Source organism: Faecalibacterium butyricigenerans (assembly GCF_020687345.1).
Lineage (GTDB): Bacteria > Bacillota > Clostridia > Oscillospirales > Ruminococcaceae > Faecalibacterium > Faecalibacterium butyricigenerans.
Map to the genome: position 1 here is coordinate 88,295 of NZ_JAJEQL010000002.1, position 14,847 is coordinate 103,141.

The window sequence follows — 14,847 nt, forward strand, 5'->3', positions numbered from 1 at the left end:
ATCAAAACAACATATTTGCGATATGCAGTTTGCGGATGTTGCTTGTGCATCAAAAACGCAAACTACTATAAATATATTCCTTGCCATCACGCAGCCGCGTATTCTTTGCATCATGAAGTACTTTTGCATACGCAATTACTGCACGATCTTCTGCACCTCATATTAGCAAGAATACAGCGATAATTCGTGCTTGACGAAAATCCAGTCATAGATTTTCGCTATACACACAAAAAACACCGAGGACATCTCCCCAAAACGGGAAGAGTCCTCGGCGGTATCGCTTATCGGGTCTGAGTTTTCTCGGTGGTGTCCTTTTCCTCTGCGAACTCCGCATCCAACACCTTGACCTTCGGCAGCTTTTGCAGTCCGGCTTCGTCAAAGGCAGCTTTTGCCGCCTTGTGCAGAGTGTTCTCCTCCCGGTGAGCCTCCAGAAAGGCTTTGCTGTACCCAGTTTTCCGATAAGCAGTGTACACCTCACGGGTCTTGGCATAGTTGATGATGTGGGTTTTTAGCACGGCGATTTCCGTCAGCCTCGCTTCTGCAACCTTGATGGAATCCCCCATAGAAATAATCAAGGATCATGCTGTTTTTCAACCGTCTGTCCTAAACGAACGTGATTCTTCGTGCGTGGGTGGATTTTTTGCAACATAAATAACAGGCATTTTGAAAACTCACCCCCAGTCTTTCAGTTGGGATATATGCAAAAAACCAACGATATGACGCATATATTTTGTGGTGCGTGTACCGATTGCTATATTTTGTATAGAGCAACGCGATATTTGATAGCTTTTTTGGGCATTTTCATCTTCGTTGGGTGCGTAGCTGTCGGCGCTGTTTTTGCCGATTTGTGCAATAAAAAAGAAACAGTCAGAAAAAATCCAACTGTTTCTCGTCGATTTTATTGCACAGGGGGATATAATCCGAATCATCCCCATAAGTTGCAAAAAAGCCGCTGTGTCGCAGAGCGATTCTCCGACACAGCGGCCTTTTCGTTTTTGGCTGCGGCTTACCGCATCCGTCCATCGCCGCCCTTGCGTACCCAGACGGCCACCGGCTCCATGATGCCGCCGCAGTCGGAGGCGCGGTCGCCGGGTTCTTCATCCACATGAAGGCTGGACAGGCTCACAAAATCTTATGCAGCTCCTGCACAAGGTCGCCGATCACAATGGGCTTGGACAAAAAGCCGTTCATGCCGCTCTCCAATGCGTTGCGGCGGTCCTCGTCAAACGCATTGGCCGTCATGGCGAGGATCGGGACCTTTGCCCGGGCCGGGTCATCCAGTGCGCGGATCGTCCGGGTTGCGGTATAGCCATCCATCACCGGCATCTGCACGTCCATTAGGATCAGATCATAGCTGCCCGGCGCAGCAGCGCTGACCTTTTCCACCGCCACTGCGCCGTTTTCAGCTGTATCGACCCGGAAGCCGTACTCCCGCAGGATCTCCTGCGCGATCTCACGGTTCAGCTCATTGTCCTCCACCAGCAGGATGTGCTTGTCCTTGAAATCCGCATTCTCTTCGGGCAAGAGTTCCTGCTCTGCATCCGTCTGCTTCTGGCCGAGGGCGCTCATCAGGGTCTCCCGCAGGTCGGACATGAACATGGGCTTGGAGCAGAAGGCGGTCACACCGGCCGCCTTTGCCTCCACCTCAATGTCCGACCAGTCGTAGGCGGTCAGGATGATGATAGGCGTATCGTCGTTCAGGCTGCGGATTTGGCGGGTGACTTCGATGCCGTTCATGTCCGGCAGCCGCCAGTCGATGATATAGGCATGGTAGGCGTCGCTCATCTCGATGGACTGCCGTGCACGCAGCACTGCCTCCTTGCCGGAGAGCGTCCACTCCGCGCGCATCCCCACCTTGACCAGCATCTTCGTCACGCTGTCGCAGGTGTTGAAGTCGTCGTCCACCACCAGTGCCTTCAGGCCCTCCAGCTCAGTGATCTTTTCCACCGGACGGTGCTCCGCCTGCGGGCGCAGCGGCACACGGATGATAAACTCGGTGCCCTTGCCCTGCTCCGTCTGGACTTCGATGGTGCCGCCCATCATATCCACGATGTTTTTGGTGATGGCCATGCCAAGTCCGGTGCCCTGTATCCGGCTTACTGTGGAGGTGCGCTCCCGCTCAAACGGCTCGAAGATCTTCTGGGCAAACTCCGGACTCATGCCGATGCCGTTGTCCTTGATGCGAAATTCGTACTGCCCGCAGCCGCGCACCTTTCCGGCAAACTGCCGGATGCGTACCGAGACCGTGCCGCCCGCCGGGGTAAACTTGATGGCGTTGGACAGCAGGTTCAACAGGACCTGATTCAGCCGGGTCTTGTCGCAATAGACATCCTCGTCGGTCACATCTATGGCATCCATGTAGAGTTCCAGCTGCTTGGCGTAGATCTGCCCGCTGACGATGGTTTTCAGGTCGTGCAGCACATCGGACAGGTTGACCTCCACCTCTTCCAGATGGAGCTTTCCGCTTTCGATGCGGCTCATGTCCAGCACGTCGTTGATGAGGGAGAGCAGGTGCTTGCTGGAGGCAAGGGTCTTGGCGAGATAATCCTTCACCCGCTCCTTGTCGTCAATGTTGCTGACCGCCAGCGTGGTAAAGCCGATGATGGCGTTCATGGGGGTGCGGATATCGTGGGACATATTGGAAAGGAAGGTGCTCTTGGCGCGATTGGCGGTCTCGGCGGCAGCCACTGCATCTGAAAGCGCCTGATTCACCTGCTTGTCGGCTGTGCGGTCGGACATGACGAGGATGTATTTGGCTCTGCCCTCCACCTCGCTGCCCATGGCGATGATGTGGAACCAGCGCTGCTCCCCGGTCTGCTGATGCAGATACTCAAAATCCCATTCGCGCTGTCCTCCGCTGCGAAGCCCATCCAGACAGACTTCGTCGTTTTTCGGGGCGTTTTTCGTGCGCAGCTTATCCAGAACATGGATATTCTGCCGGACTTCCCCTTCCGACACGCCCAGCAGACGCTCAATGTTCGGGCTGACGTAATCCACTTTGGAGGTCTTTGTGTCCAGCATCAGGAAAACGTCGTCCACGTTCAGCGAGAGCTTCTGGAACAGCTCGTCCCGGTACAGGATCTCGGTGTTCTTCCGGCGCAGCGTATCGTGGCTCTTGCGCAGGAGGAGCAGGATGATCGTCACTGCAAGGCAGAGGGCGATGCCTGTCACGATCTGCACCGTCCGGAACCAGAGCTTGTCCAGATTGGCATTGACGACCTTGACCGGGACAAGGCCCAGCATCGTCCAGCTCTGGACGGCTGTGCCCTCGTAGACCAGATAATAACTGGTGTCACCCAGCTTTACCTTCATGTTTCCGCTGCTGCCCTGCTCAAACGCATCCGAGAGGGCAAGGATCTGCTCCTCCGAAAGGTCGGAGTGGTCGCGCAACACCGCGATAAAGTTGTAGACCGATTCTGTGGCGTTTGCAGAATTGTCGATGACCACCCGCCCGTCCGAGTAGACCACATAGTTGCTGGCGCTCCCCTGAAAAGCAGAATTGTCCAGCGCTTTCAGCACAGCATCGTTATAGTACGCGATGGCGATGGCATCGTAGTCGAAGTTCCGGTAGCTGCCCTGTATTTTGGGACAGATGAACACGAGCATCTGGGGTTTGCCGGGCAGTACCGCATTCATGACGATATCCTCGCCGTCGGAGAGCTTTTCGTCCAGATTGGTCTGCAAGCCGAGGTAGCCCGTTTCGCCAGACACGGTCATATAGTTTCCGTCGTAGGAAAGAAAGTAAAAGTCGGCAAATCCGGTGTCCTGCTGTGCCTTCTCGACATACGCCTGAATTTCGCCTTCGTCTGAGGTATTTTCCAGAAATCCGTTGTACAGATGCAGATAGGTCAGGTTCTTGCGCACCAGCTCCTTCAGCATATTGTTGGATTTATGCAGGACCTCTTCCAGATGCGACGTGCTCTCCTGATAGACCGTCTGCGACACATACGAGATGTACTGGCAGCTGACGCCGACCAGCAGCCCCAGCAGCAGGAGGGTGACGGCGGCGGCAGGGAGCCATTTCCGCCGGGAGCGGCCTTTTCGTTTGGGTTCGTGCATTTCGTCTGCCATTCCGCTCACCTCAGTGTCATGTAGTTTTCCGGCTCTGCAAGCGCTGCGCCGCCGCCGGAAACGTAATCGCGCCATGCGTCCTTTACCCACGTACCTTCGTCCGTGACGGCGCGGCTTTCGTCTGCAAACACCGCGGTCATCTGCTTTGTCGTGGCCAGACAGGTCACAGTGAGGGTGTCATCCTCCCGGAGCGGCTGGCCGTTCCGGGTGATGCCGGTCAGGGTATAGCTGCCGCCTACCTCTTTTACCTCCATGGTGATGCCGCTGGCCACCGGCAGAGAGCCGCGGTTGAAGGGCACAAAGCCGCCCTCACAGCCCTCCACAAAGGCGCGGAGGGTCTCCTTCAGCTCTGCACCGGTCATGGTGCGCTGGTAGGCCATCAGGCCATTCGGCATAATCATGGAGACAGCCATCTTCTTGGTATAATCCGCCCGCAGCACACTGCCGGTAAAGCTGTTTGCGGCGGCGATGAGCACATCCGTGCCATACACGCCGCGCAGGGTGTTCGCCATGACGGAGAAGGAGGCGCTGCCGCCGTTTTTGTGGAAGACATTGGAATAGCTCTTCCCGGAGGTCAGCACCGTCTCGTCCGTGGTGGTCTTTTCCGTGAGGAGCTGGGCGTTGAAGTCCTGATACGCCTGCTTTGCCGTAAGCTTGCCCGCGATCATCCGGGAGACCACATCCTTGGAGATGGAGAAGAAATCGTTGGAGGCGATGCGGATGTACATATGGTTCTCTTCCACCACCGGGCGGATGTCCTTCATGTATTCGGTCAGGTGGAGGCTGACGTTCTGGCTGTAGCTCAGCAGATCCTGTCCGTCGGAGATGACGTGGTTCTGTCCCCCCTCGGAGAGCATGACGTTCAGCACCTTCATGGCCTTTTCGCGGCGTGCGCTGTCCTGCTCCAGCTCCCGGTTCAGGGCGATCTGGAAATAGGGGGTGGTCATGATCCACTTTTCGCCGTTCTGGCTGAAGAAGGGCAGAAAGGTCGTGTCGATGCCCTCCTCCTGAAACATCTTCACGCCGGCGGAGCTGCCAAAGTACATGGCCACTTCCCCGTTCCGGAACAGGTTCATCACGTCATCGTAAGTCAGCCCAAGGTCGTCCGCCGTGAGGCGGGTATCCTGAATGAACTGGGCCATCCGCTCGAATGCCCCCGGCCAGACAGTGTCGTCCAGACCCACCCGCTCGCTGTTGGCGCGGTCGCTGTAGGCGGTGCGCCACTTGCGCCCCTCCGTAGTGGTAAGCTCGGTAGCCGAAAGCCCCTGCAGCGTCTCCATGCAGGTGTAGTCGTAGGCATAATCGGCGGTAAAGCCGCGGATGCCTACCTTCTCGAAGGCCTGACAGGCCGCCACAAAGCTGTCGTAATCGGTAGGCAGCGGGATGTCGTACTGTTCGAACAGGCTGCGGTTGACCACGAATCCGTGGGCGTCGGCGCACACCGGCAGCCAGTTCACGCTGCCGTCCTCATTTTTGAAGCTGTTGAGGTAGGCGTTGTAGACCGCGCCCGCCTCGTTGGTGGTAGCAAGATTCATCAGGCTGTCCTTCAGGGGAGCTGCATCGTGCAGCGAGAAGCGGCAGCTGGTGATGATGTCCGGCAGGCCGCCGTTCTCCTGCAAGAATTTGTAAAAGTCCAGATCGTTGTTGCCCACGATGAACTCGATATTCACGTCCGGCAGCTGCGCCTGGACATAGGGGGCATAGATCTCGTACAGGCTATTCGTCCACAGATACACCTGAATGGTCTCAGCGTCTTCCTTCATCTCCGCCCGTTCTGCCGCCTTTCCGCTGCATCCGGTCAGCAGGGATACCCCCAGCACCAGTGCCATAAGCAGGGAAAAAAGGCTGCGCAGTGTTTTCTTCTTCATCAAACGATTCACCTCATGACCCGACGACAGCCTGCCGTCTCTCGGCAGGCTGCTTCGGTCTTCTTGTCTGTTCCATCACGACTCACGGAAAGGACGCCGCAGTCTCTCTTTGTGTGCATCCTGTTTTACGCCCCCAATACCACAACGCCATTGGAAAGGCACGTCCACAGCAAAATGACAATATAAGAATATATTATCATTATAACGCCGGGGTTTCAAGGAATTTTAACATTTTTTCAAAAACATCGACAAACAGCAGCCCCTTTGCGGCATTTCGTTTTCTTTTTATTTCAGCGCTTCCAAAAAATGGGTAAAGTACAGGAGCGGCCTGCACAAAAAAAGAAGCAGCTGACAAAAGCTCAGCTGCTTCTCCGGTGTGTTCCGGGTATGTGATTCAGGATTCCGCCGTCTTCTGCGCCCGGATGTCCTTGCCGACAAAGAGGCAGGGCAGGAAGGAAGCGAGGCGGCTGGAGATCTTCTCGGTATAGAGCCGTTCCAGCAGCGCGCTTTCGGTGATGTTGGTGGTGACGATGGTGGGCAGCTTTGCGCCCAGACGGTTGTTCAGCAGGCTGTAGAGGGTACTGATGAGGAAGCTGGAGTTGAACTCCGAGCCGAGGTCGTCGAGGATGAGCAGGTCGGCCCCGGCAGCGGTGCGCAGGAGCGTCTCCTCTTCCCCGGCGGGGTCTTGCCCGAAGTGCAGGGCTTCCAGCTTCGAGAAGAAATCGGGGCTGGACACATAGATGACGTCGAAGCCCTTTTCCAGCACCTCTCCGGCGATGGCCAGCGCGGCGTGGGTCTTGCCCAGACCGGCGTTGCCCAGAAGCACCAGACTGGGGCTGGTGCGGTCAAATTCGTCGGCATAGCCCTTCAGCTCGGCCAGCTGTCCGGCCATGTACCTGCGCGCCGACTCGCCGACATCGGCGTCCTTCTCGTCGGGGTAATAGCGCAGCTCCATGGTGTCGAAGCTGGAAATGGAGAGGCTGGACAGGGCCTCGATCTCCTCCCGGCGGAGCTGCTGCATCACCTTGTGGACGCATTCACAGGTGCGCCCCTTCACCACGCCGGTATCCTCGCAGAGCTTACAGGTGAAGCGAGGTTCCAGCGCGTCAGCCGGGCGGCCGCTGGACGCCAGCAGCTCCGAGAGCTTCCTGCGGGCGTCCGCAAGGGCGGCGGTGGCCTCGGTGCGGTCCCTGCCCGCCGCACCGGCCAGTGCGCAGCGGATGCCCCGCACCCGCACCTCTTCCTCGGCGTGGCGCAGCCCGGGCAGGGCTGCTTCGGCCTCTGCGCGGGCATCCTCTGCCCGCGCCCGGGCCGTCTGACGCCGCCGGGCGACGGTGCGCAGGGCCTCCTGATACAGTTCGTTCTTGGTACGCATAGTGTCTCCTTATGCCGGGTGTCACTCGGGCTTTTTCTTGAGAGAGCGGCGGCGGGCGGCGTTCTTGAGGAAGTCGTTGCCGCTGGGGGCTTCGCGGTCCACCCGGATGTTCCGGCTGGCACCGATGGACGCCACCGGGCTGCGCACATCGTGGATGTTCCGCAGGCCCTTGGCGTTCCATGTCTTGAGGATGCTGTTCCAGTACCACAGGTCCCGCTTCGGCCCGGCCTGCACCGCTGCCTCCTGCACCATGGCGTCATCGTAGCCGTACACCTCATACCACCGGGCGATGGCCTTCCGCCCGCCGAGGGTAAGCTCGCTGTCCGGAATGCCCAGCAGAGAGGCGACGTACTGCTCCCGGGTCTGGCGGAGGGCCAGCAGCTTGAGGTGGGCGTCGGCCTGTTCGCCGGTCTCCACTCCCTCGGCCCGCCAGACCTTCAGCTCGTGGAGGACGGCGGCCATGGTCCGCTTGCCCCGGCTGGCCACATAGGCCACGCAGAGCATGACCGTCTCGGGGGCATAGCCCTCCTGCACATAGAGGTTGACCAGCTTTTCCATTTCGCTGTGGGTCAGCGGGCGGGCAAAGCCCGTCTGGGCGCAGTCGATGAGGCTGGAGATCATGGGGTCGGTGCGGCTTGCGGCGGCGATCTCCGCCCACGTCATGGGGGCGGGGGCCGAAGGCTCTGCGCCCGGGGCGGCGTTCTCGTCGTAGCGCTCCAGCAGCCCCGCGCCGGCCCAGAAGGAGAGGGCGCTCTCGGCAGAGATGCGGCTGCGCAGCTTCAGGTCTGCGCAGAGCTTGTCCGGGTCGGTGATGCCGGTGGCCAGCACATACAGCGCCACCCGGACGTTATACTCCTCGGCGATGCCCAGCTTGGAAAAGATGAGCTGCGGCACCGGGATGGTGTCGCCCTTGAGTTCCTTGATGCGGTAGATCATTTGTCTCCTTCGCTTTCTGCTTCCTCATCCTTCGGCGGCGACCACGGCTCTGAGTCCAGAATGGAGGGCCGCTGCTTCCAGTACGCGGTGTCGGCGCTGTAGGTGGAGGACAGGTATTCCGCCGCCTCCGCCCGGCCCTCCTCCGTCAGGGGAAAGACCTTCTGCCGCCGCAGGGCCGGGTCGGTGCGGTCCAGCGCCCACGGGTCGGGCCAGATGTCCACCGTGAGGACGGCCTCCTCCTTCTGTGCGCCCTCGCCGCCGTCCGGGTCGGGCACGCTGCGCTTGCCGGGCGAGAGCAGGTAGCGCATCCCGTCCTCGTTGCCGCTGTATTGGTTCTTGCACTTGAAATAGTGCAAAAGGGGTACAAAGATCATGGCGTCCCTCTCCGTTTTCTTTCGCCGAAATGATAAGAGCGCCAATTCTTGACGAATCAGCGCTCTTTTTGTGGAGCAGGATACGGGACTCGAACCCGCCGCCTACTGCTTGGGAAGCAGTCGCTCTACCGGATGAGCTAACCCTGCGTCTACCTGTTTATTGTAGCAAAGGGCGGCGGTTTTGTCAACAGCTTTTTGGCTCGAATCCCGCCGGGACGGTCGATTTTCTGCTTTTCGGACAAAGAAATGGTAAAAAGATGGATTCTCCCTGTAAAATACAGTATAATAAGACCCAAAGAGCGTTTATCGCAATTTTCAAAAATAGTGCCTATCAAAATAGCATATTTGCGATATGCAGTTTGCGGATGTTGCTTATGCATTAAAAACGCAAACTGCTATACTTCGGAAAGGAATCAAAACTATGGGAATCGTAGTCATCGGCGCAGTTTTTGTGGACATCAAGGGCTATCCTCTCTCCACCTACATCCCCGGCGGACGGAACGCCGGGCGGATGGAGCAGGTGCACGGCGGCGTGAGCCGGAACGTGGCGGAGGACATTGCCAACGTGGAGCTGCGCCCCACCTTCGTGAGCCTTGTGGATGACAGCGGCATGGGGCAGGACGTCATCGACAAGCTGGACAACCACAAGGTCAACACCCGATACATCCAGAAAGTCCCCGACGGCATGGGCACATGGCTGGCCATCTTCAACAACGACGGCGACGTCCACGCGGCCATCTCCAAGCGGCCCGACACCACCCCTCTGACCACCCTGCTGGAAGAGAAGGGCGACGAGATCTTCCGGGACTGCGACAGCATCGCCATCGAGCTGGACCTCGAGAAAGAGACCGTCAAGCAGGTGCTCCACTACGCCAAGAAGTACAAAAAGAAGGTCTTTGCCGCCGTCTCCAACATGAGCATCGCCATGGAGCGCCGCGACTATCTGCAGCAGATCGACTGCTTCGTCTGCAACCAGCAGGAGGCCGGGCTGCTCTTCTCGGACGACTACGGCCACCTCTCCCCCACCCAGATGGCTCAGGTACTAGCCCGGAACGTCCACAGCGCCAATATGACCAGCATGGTGGTGACGATGGGCGGTCTGGGGGCCGTCTACGCCCAGCACGACGGGGCCTGCGGCGTCGTGCCCGCCAAGAAGGTGGACGTCATCGACACCACCGGCGCAGGCGATGCCTTCTTTGCGGGGACGGTCATCGGCCTGACCTACGGCAAGAATCTGGCCCAGTCCTGCGAGATCGGCAGCCGCCTCGCCGCCTCGGTCATCTGCATCACTGAAAACGTCTGCCCCCGCTTCCGCCCGCTGGAATTCGGGCTGGATGTACCGGTGGTGGACTGACGCTGCCTCCCTCTGAGCACAGGAGCTTCTGCTTCTGTGCTCATTTTTTGATACGACCCTTCGATTCCTTCGATGGATCTTCTGCTTCTTATCGGAAAATCGGTTGAATCCCCTCCCCGGCTGTGATACACTGGGGGTATTGAATTTGTGAAAAGAGGAAAATCCAATGAATCAAAAACAGCACAAGCGGAGCGCCTTTTCGGGCAAGATCGGATTCGTTCTCTCCGCTGCAGGCGCGTCGGTGGGCCTCGGCAACATCTGGCGCTTCCCCTATCTTGCGGCCAAGTACGGCGGCGGCATCTTCCTGCTCATCTACATCATCCTCGCCTTCACTTTCGGCTACACTATGATCGTGGCCGAGACGGCGCTGGGCCGGATGACCAAGAAAAGCCCGGTGGGCGCGTTCGCCTCCTTCGGCAAAACGGGCGGGCTTTCCTTCGGCGGCTGGATCAACGCCATCATCCCCATCCTCATCGTCCCCTACTACTCGGTCATCGGCGGCTGGGTCATCCGGTATCTGGCCGACTACATCGGTGGCCACGGCAGTGAGCTGGCGGCGGACGGCTATTTCTCCGCCTTCATTTCCAGCGGCCCGTCGGCGGAGATCTGCTTCGCCATCTTTACCGTCTTTACCCTCTCCATCATCTTTGCGGGCGTGCGCAACGGCGTGGAGCGGGTGTCCAAGGTGATGATGCCCATCCTCGTGGTGCTCTCCGTCGTCATCGCAGGCTACTCCGTCACCCGTCCGGGCGCGCTGGAGGGTGTGAAATACTTCCTCGTGCCCAACATCGCCAACTTCTCGTGGATGACCGTCGTGACCGCAATGGGGCAGATGTTCTACTCCCTCTCCATCGCTATGGGCATCCTCGTCACCTTCGGCTCCTATATGAAGAAGGACGTCTCCATCGAGGAGTCCACCGAAAACGTGGAGGTCTTTGATACCGCCATCGCCATCATGGCGGGCCTGATGATCATTCCGGCGGTCTTCTCCTTCTCCGGCGGCGACCCGGACACTCTGCAGGCCGGCCCGGCCCTCATGTTCATCACCATCCCCAAGGTGTTCGAGAGCATGGGCCTCGGCACGGTGGTGGGCATCCTCTTCTTTACGCTGGTGCTTTTCGCCGCTGTCACCAGCTCCATTGCTCTGACCGAGAGCGCCGTCTCCACCTTTGAGGACGAGCTGGGCTGGGACCGCAAACAGGCCACCATCCTCATCGGCATCATCATGCTGGTGCTGGGCAGTCTGTCGGCTCTGGGTTACGGCCCGCTGGCCCGGTTCACGGTCTTCGGGATGCAGTTCCTCGACTTCTTCGACTTCCTCACCAACTCCGTCATGATGCCCATTGCGGCCATCACCACCTGCCTGCTGGTGTCCCGGGTCATCGGTGTGGAGAAGATCGAAGAGGAGGTCACGCTGGACGGCAAGCCCTTCCGCCGCAGACGCATCTTCAACTTTATGATAAAGTATCTCTGCCCCATCTTCGCGGCCATCATCCTTGTCAGCTCGGTGGCCAACGCCCTCGGCGTCATCTCCATGTAAACAGCAAAAACAAAGCGCTGGAAGCGGTCTAAAGGCTTCCAGCGCTTTTTCTTTATGCTTGCAGGAGACTTTTTATCTCGTCCAAATTCTTTGCGAAACAGATGCCCTTCTGCCGCGCGGGGCTGGACAGGCCTGTCTCGACCATATGGGCCAGCAGGGCCTTCAGTCCGGCGTAGTAATCGTCGAGGTCGTAGAGGATGCAGGGCGCGTCGAGATAGCCCAGCGAGACCTTGGACATCACCTCGGCGATCTCTTCCAGCGTGCCGGTGCCGCCCGGAAAGGCGATAAAGGCGTCGCCCAGCTCGATCATCCGGGTCTTCCGCTCGGTCATGTCCTTCGTGACGATGAGCTTTGTCAGGCCGTCGTACTGCACCTCCGAGTCGATGAAGAACTGCGGCTCTACCCCGGTCACTTCGCCGCCCGCCGTCAGGACGCTGTGGGCGAGGCGGCCCATCAGGCCGCTGCGGGAGCCACCATAGACCAGAGCGTTCCCGCTCTCGCCGATCCACCGGCCCAGCTCCTCGACGGCCTGCTTCAGGGCCGGGTCATTGCCCTCGTTCGCCCCCAGATAGACTGTGATATTCATTCCCTTTTCTCTCCTCATCTTGCCCATGTCATTTCCTGATCCGGGCCGCTGTAGTCAAATCTGCCGTCATTCTTTTCTTCCAGCGCCTTTATCATGTGGTAAGCGAACTCATTGTAGGGCGTCGGGATGCCAAGCTCCCTGCCCATCCGGATGAGTGCGCCCGAGAACATATCGATCTCGGTGTGGCGTCCGGCGTCCAGATCCTGCAGGGTCGAATAGCGGGCCGATGGCTTGACGGCACAGCCCTTACCGGACACAGCCTCCACCCGCTGCATATCATGAAGCTATTATACCACGCTTTCCTCTTCCGGAAAAGCTCGTTGTGTTTTATTTTTGAACGTCAAAAATCTTTGACTTTTATCGAAAAGTTATAACAAAAGTGTAGAATCTCTCCGGCAAATAGAATCTTTGCCCAAAAAGGGCTTGATTTTTTTCGAAAACGGACTAGAATATCTTTTTGCAGAAGGGCCTTGCCTGTACGGCCCTCCCGCAAAACTATTTTTAAATATGAGGAGATTTTTCATATGAAACTCAAGAATGTTGCTGTTACCGTTGCTGCTCTGGTCCTTGCTGTCAGCATGACTGCCTGCGGCAGCTCTTCTTCTACCGCTGCTTCCACCTCTGAGGCTGCTTCTGCTCAGTCCGAGACCTCCGCTTCCTCCGCTGTCGCTGAGGAGAACAGCGCTTCCTCCGAGGCTGCAAGCGAGGCTGCATCTTCTGAGGCCGCATCTGAGGTCTCCAGCGAGGCTGCATCTTCTGAGGCTGCTTCCTCTGAGGTCGCTTCTTCTACTGCCGCCTGATTTTTCGCACAAAAATGGGCCGCAGCCCACCCCGCGAGGGGAAAGGCTGCGGCCCATTTTATTTTACACGAAGTCTTCCCGCATGGGGGTGAAGATGTCCAGCAGGATGCCAGCCTCGGTGCAGACACAGCCGTGCTCCACGCCGTCCTCCTTCAGGATGGTATCCCCGGCCCGCACGGTGTGAGTCACGCCGTCCACCGTGAACTCGAACGCACCCGACACCACATAGGTGATCTGGGTGTGGGGGTGATGGTGGAGTGCGCCCACAGCCCCCTTCTCGAAGGTGTTCTCCACGCACATCAGACCGTCGGTATAGGCCAACACCCGGCGGGTGACGCCCTCGCCTGCCGCCTGCGGCAGGGCCTCTGCATGGTAGACCCAGCGCTGTTTCTTCTCGGGAAGCTTCATATCCATTCCTCGTTTTCCGCCGCCAGACAGCGGCTTTTTCTTTTATTATAGCGGCCCGGCAGACGGATGACAAGGAGCTTTTTGGAGCGGATGGCGAAGGATGGTCTTCCGTTTTTCCGGCAGGGTGCGATTGGGATCGGAGAGGATACAAACAAAAAAGTCCTTCCCACTCTCCGGAATGGGAAGGACTTTATAAGTGCTTAGTTCGCCTTAGAACTGACGTTCAAGGACAAAATCACTCAATGATCTTGCCGACGACGCCGGAACCAACGGTACGGCCACCCTCACGGATAGCGAAACGCAGGCCCTCTTCCATAGCGACGGGGGTCAGCAGCTCAACGTGCATCATGACGTTATCGCCAGGCATGCACATCTCGGTGCCTTCCGGCAGGGTGATGATGCCGGTCACGTCGGTGGTACGGAAGTAGAACTGAGGACGATAGTTGGAGAAGAACGGGGTGTGACGGCCGCCTTCGTCCTTGGTCAGAACGTAGACCTGAGACTCGAAGACCTTGTGGGGGTGCACAGAACCGGGCTTAGCCAGAACCTGACCACGCTCGATCTGAGTACGATCAACACCACGCAGCAGAGCGCCGATGTTATCGCCAGCCTCAGCGAAGTCCAGAGACTTACGGAACATCTCCAGACCGGTGATGGTGGTGCTCAGACGATCGGGCTTGATGCCGACGATCTCCATTGCATCGCCAACCTTGGCCATACCACGCTCAACACGACCGGTAGCAACAGTACCACGGCCGGAGATGGTCATGACGTCCTCGATGGGCATCAGGAAGGGCTTGTCCTCCTCACGATCCGGGTTGGGGATGTAGGAGTCAACAGCATCCATCAGCTCCTTGATGCAAGCATACTCGGGAGCATCGGGATCCTTGGAGTCAGACTCCAGAGCCTTCAGAGCGGAACCACGAATGATCGGGGTGTCATCGCCCGGGAAGTCGTACTCGCTCAGCAGCTCACGGATCTCCATCTCGACCAGATCCAGCAGCTCCTCGTCGTCGACCATATCGCACTTGTTCATGAAGACAACGATATAGGGCACGCCGACCTGACGAGCCAGCAGGATGTGCTCACGGGTCTGGGGCATGGGACCGTCGGTAGCAGCAACGACCAGAATAGCGCCGTCCATCTGAGCAGCACCAGTGATCATGTTCTTGACGTAGTCAGCATGGCCCGGGCAGTCAACGTGAGCATAGTGACGAGCGTCGGTCTGATACTCAACGTGAGCGGAGTTGATCGTGATACCACGAGCACGCTCCTCAGGAGCCTTATCGATGTTGGCGTAGTCCATGAAGTCTGCGTCGCCCTTCAGAGCCAGGTACTTGGTGATGGCGGCAGTCAGAGTGGTCTTGCCGTGGTCAACGTGACCGATGGTGCCGATGTTAACATGCGGCTTAGAACGGTCGAACTTTGCCTTTTCAGCCATTGGAATATCCTCCCTTAAATTAGGTTTTGATATTGGTTACAACAGTCCTGCTAATACAGAATTGCATTGCAAAACTATTCTACTAAATTCCACC

14 protein-coding genes, 1 tRNA gene and 1 pseudogene are annotated in these 14,847 nt (G+C 58.1%); 3 read left to right on the top strand and 13 right to left on the bottom strand.

Translation table 11 applies throughout. The features are described from left to right. Positions 1-281: 281 nt before the first annotated feature. The 9 genes and pseudogenes from LKD23_RS01445 to LKD23_RS01485 form a co-directional block, all read right to left on the bottom strand. Positions 282-563, bottom strand: a pseudogene (locus LKD23_RS01445) (relaxase/mobilization nuclease domain-containing protein); the annotation flags it as partial. Positions 564-1,006: 443 nt separating this feature from the next. Continuing rightward, positions 1,007-1,126 (bottom strand): RNHCP domain-containing protein, encoded by a 120-nt coding sequence (locus tag LKD23_RS01450; protein WP_431834211.1) that lies wholly within the window; start codon positions 1,124-1,126, stop codon positions 1,007-1,009. After that, entirely contained in the window at positions 1,123-4,071 is a 2,949-nt protein-coding gene (locus LKD23_RS01455) for a hybrid sensor histidine kinase/response regulator (RefSeq protein WP_227620026.1), read from the bottom strand. The genes LKD23_RS01450 and LKD23_RS01455 overlap by 4 nt, the downstream gene beginning before the upstream one ends. Positions 4,072-4,076: 5 nt before the next feature. Beyond that, a complete protein-coding gene (locus tag LKD23_RS01460) occupies positions 4,077-5,939 on the bottom strand; it encodes an ABC transporter substrate-binding protein (protein ID WP_227620027.1) in 1,863 nt (620 codons plus the stop codon). Between the two features lie 199 nt (positions 5,940-6,138). Then, positions 6,139-6,294 (bottom strand): hypothetical protein, encoded by a 156-nt coding sequence (locus LKD23_RS01465; protein WP_227620028.1) that lies wholly within the window; start codon positions 6,292-6,294, stop codon positions 6,139-6,141. Between the two features lie 39 nt (positions 6,295-6,333). Then, the gene (locus LKD23_RS01470; protein ID WP_227620029.1) at positions 6,334-7,314 is read right to left on the bottom strand and encodes an ATP-binding protein; all 981 of its coding nucleotides are present in this window, start codon (positions 7,312-7,314) and stop codon (positions 6,334-6,336) included. A gap of 21 nt (positions 7,315-7,335) precedes the next feature. Then, a complete protein-coding gene (locus LKD23_RS01475; RefSeq protein ID WP_227620030.1) occupies positions 7,336-8,250 on the bottom strand; it encodes a DnaD domain-containing protein in 915 nt (304 codons plus the stop codon). After that, the gene (locus tag LKD23_RS01480) at positions 8,247-8,624 is read right to left on the bottom strand and encodes a hypothetical protein (protein ID WP_227620031.1); all 378 of its coding nucleotides are present in this window, start codon (positions 8,622-8,624) and stop codon (positions 8,247-8,249) included. Before LKD23_RS01480 ends, LKD23_RS01475 begins: the two co-directional genes overlap by 4 nt. Positions 8,625-8,695: 71 nt before the next feature. Then, a tRNA-Gly gene (locus tag LKD23_RS01485) sits at positions 8,696-8,771 on the bottom strand. 274 nt (positions 8,772-9,045) lie between these two features. Between LKD23_RS01485 and LKD23_RS01490 the strand changes: the two genes are divergently transcribed. Together LKD23_RS01490 and LKD23_RS01495 are read left to right on the top strand one after the other, a co-directional pair. Beyond that, the gene (locus LKD23_RS01490; protein ID WP_227620032.1) at positions 9,046-9,978 is read left to right on the top strand and encodes a carbohydrate kinase family protein; all 933 of its coding nucleotides are present in this window, start codon (positions 9,046-9,048) and stop codon (positions 9,976-9,978) included. Between the two features lie 166 nt (positions 9,979-10,144). Beyond that, a complete protein-coding gene (locus tag LKD23_RS01495) occupies positions 10,145-11,518 on the top strand; it encodes a sodium-dependent transporter (protein WP_227620033.1) in 1,374 nt (457 codons plus the stop codon). A gap of 52 nt (positions 11,519-11,570) precedes the next feature. On the opposite strand, the gene LKD23_RS01500 is transcribed toward LKD23_RS01495, so the two are convergent. Both LKD23_RS01500 and LKD23_RS01505 read right to left on the bottom strand, forming a co-directional pair. Beyond that, positions 11,571-12,104 (bottom strand): LOG family protein, encoded by a 534-nt coding sequence (locus LKD23_RS01500; protein ID WP_227620034.1) that lies wholly within the window; start codon positions 12,102-12,104, stop codon positions 11,571-11,573. A gap of 14 nt (positions 12,105-12,118) precedes the next feature. Beyond that, the gene (locus LKD23_RS01505) at positions 12,119-12,379 is read right to left on the bottom strand and encodes a ketopantoate reductase family protein (RefSeq protein ID WP_349138488.1); all 261 of its coding nucleotides are present in this window, start codon (positions 12,377-12,379) and stop codon (positions 12,119-12,121) included. A 249-nt stretch (positions 12,380-12,628) separates the two neighbouring features. Here LKD23_RS01505 and LKD23_RS01510 point away from each other — a divergent pair, with 249 nt between their 5' ends. Further along, positions 12,629-12,904, top strand: coding sequence for a hypothetical protein (locus LKD23_RS01510; protein WP_227620035.1), 276 nt, complete (start codon positions 12,629-12,631; stop codon positions 12,902-12,904). 63 nt (positions 12,905-12,967) lie between these two features. Here the strand turns inward: LKD23_RS01510 and LKD23_RS01515 are convergent, their stop codons facing one another. Continuing rightward, positions 12,968-13,318, bottom strand: coding sequence for a cupin domain-containing protein (locus tag LKD23_RS01515; RefSeq protein ID WP_347475308.1), 351 nt, complete (start codon positions 13,316-13,318; stop codon positions 12,968-12,970). 229 nt (positions 13,319-13,547) lie between these two features. Further along, positions 13,548-14,753 carry an elongation factor Tu gene (gene tuf, locus LKD23_RS01520; RefSeq protein ID WP_227620036.1) on the bottom strand — a complete coding sequence of 402 codons (1,206 nt, stop codon included), beginning with the start codon at positions 14,751-14,753 and terminating at the stop codon, positions 13,548-13,550. Positions 14,754-14,847: the final 94 nt, after the last annotated feature.

Coding starts and splice junctions, on each gene's coding strand:
- LKD23_RS01455 (WP_227620026.1), bottom strand. CDS start 4,071: ATGGCAGACGAAATGCACGAACCCAAACGAAAAGGCCGCTCCCGGCGG.
- LKD23_RS01460 (WP_227620027.1), bottom strand. CDS start 5,939: ATGAAGAAGAAAACACTGCGCAGCCTTTTTTCCCTGCTTATGGCACTG.
- LKD23_RS01470 (WP_227620029.1), bottom strand. CDS start 7,314: ATGCGTACCAAGAACGAACTGTATCAGGAGGCCCTGCGCACCGTCGCC.
- LKD23_RS01475 (WP_227620030.1), bottom strand. CDS start 8,250: ATGATCTACCGCATCAAGGAACTCAAGGGCGACACCATCCCGGTGCCG.
- LKD23_RS01480 (WP_227620031.1), bottom strand. CDS start 8,624: ATGATCTTTGTACCCCTTTTGCACTATTTCAAGTGCAAGAACCAATAC.
- LKD23_RS01490 (WP_227620032.1), top strand. CDS start 9,046: ATGGGAATCGTAGTCATCGGCGCAGTTTTTGTGGACATCAAGGGCTAT.
- LKD23_RS01495 (WP_227620033.1), top strand. CDS start 10,145: ATGAATCAAAAACAGCACAAGCGGAGCGCCTTTTCGGGCAAGATCGGA.
- LKD23_RS01500 (WP_227620034.1), bottom strand. CDS start 12,104: ATGAATATCACAGTCTATCTGGGGGCGAACGAGGGCAATGACCCGGCC.
- LKD23_RS01505 (WP_349138488.1), bottom strand. CDS start 12,379: ATGCAGCGGGTGGAGGCTGTGTCCGGTAAGGGCTGTGCCGTCAAGCCA.
- LKD23_RS01510 (WP_227620035.1), top strand. CDS start 12,629: ATGAAACTCAAGAATGTTGCTGTTACCGTTGCTGCTCTGGTCCTTGCT.
- LKD23_RS01515 (WP_347475308.1), bottom strand. CDS start 13,318: ATGGATATGAAGCTTCCCGAGAAGAAACAGCGCTGGGTCTACCATGCA.
- tuf (WP_227620036.1), bottom strand. CDS start 14,753: ATGGCTGAAAAGGCAAAGTTCGACCGTTCTAAGCCGCATGTTAACATC.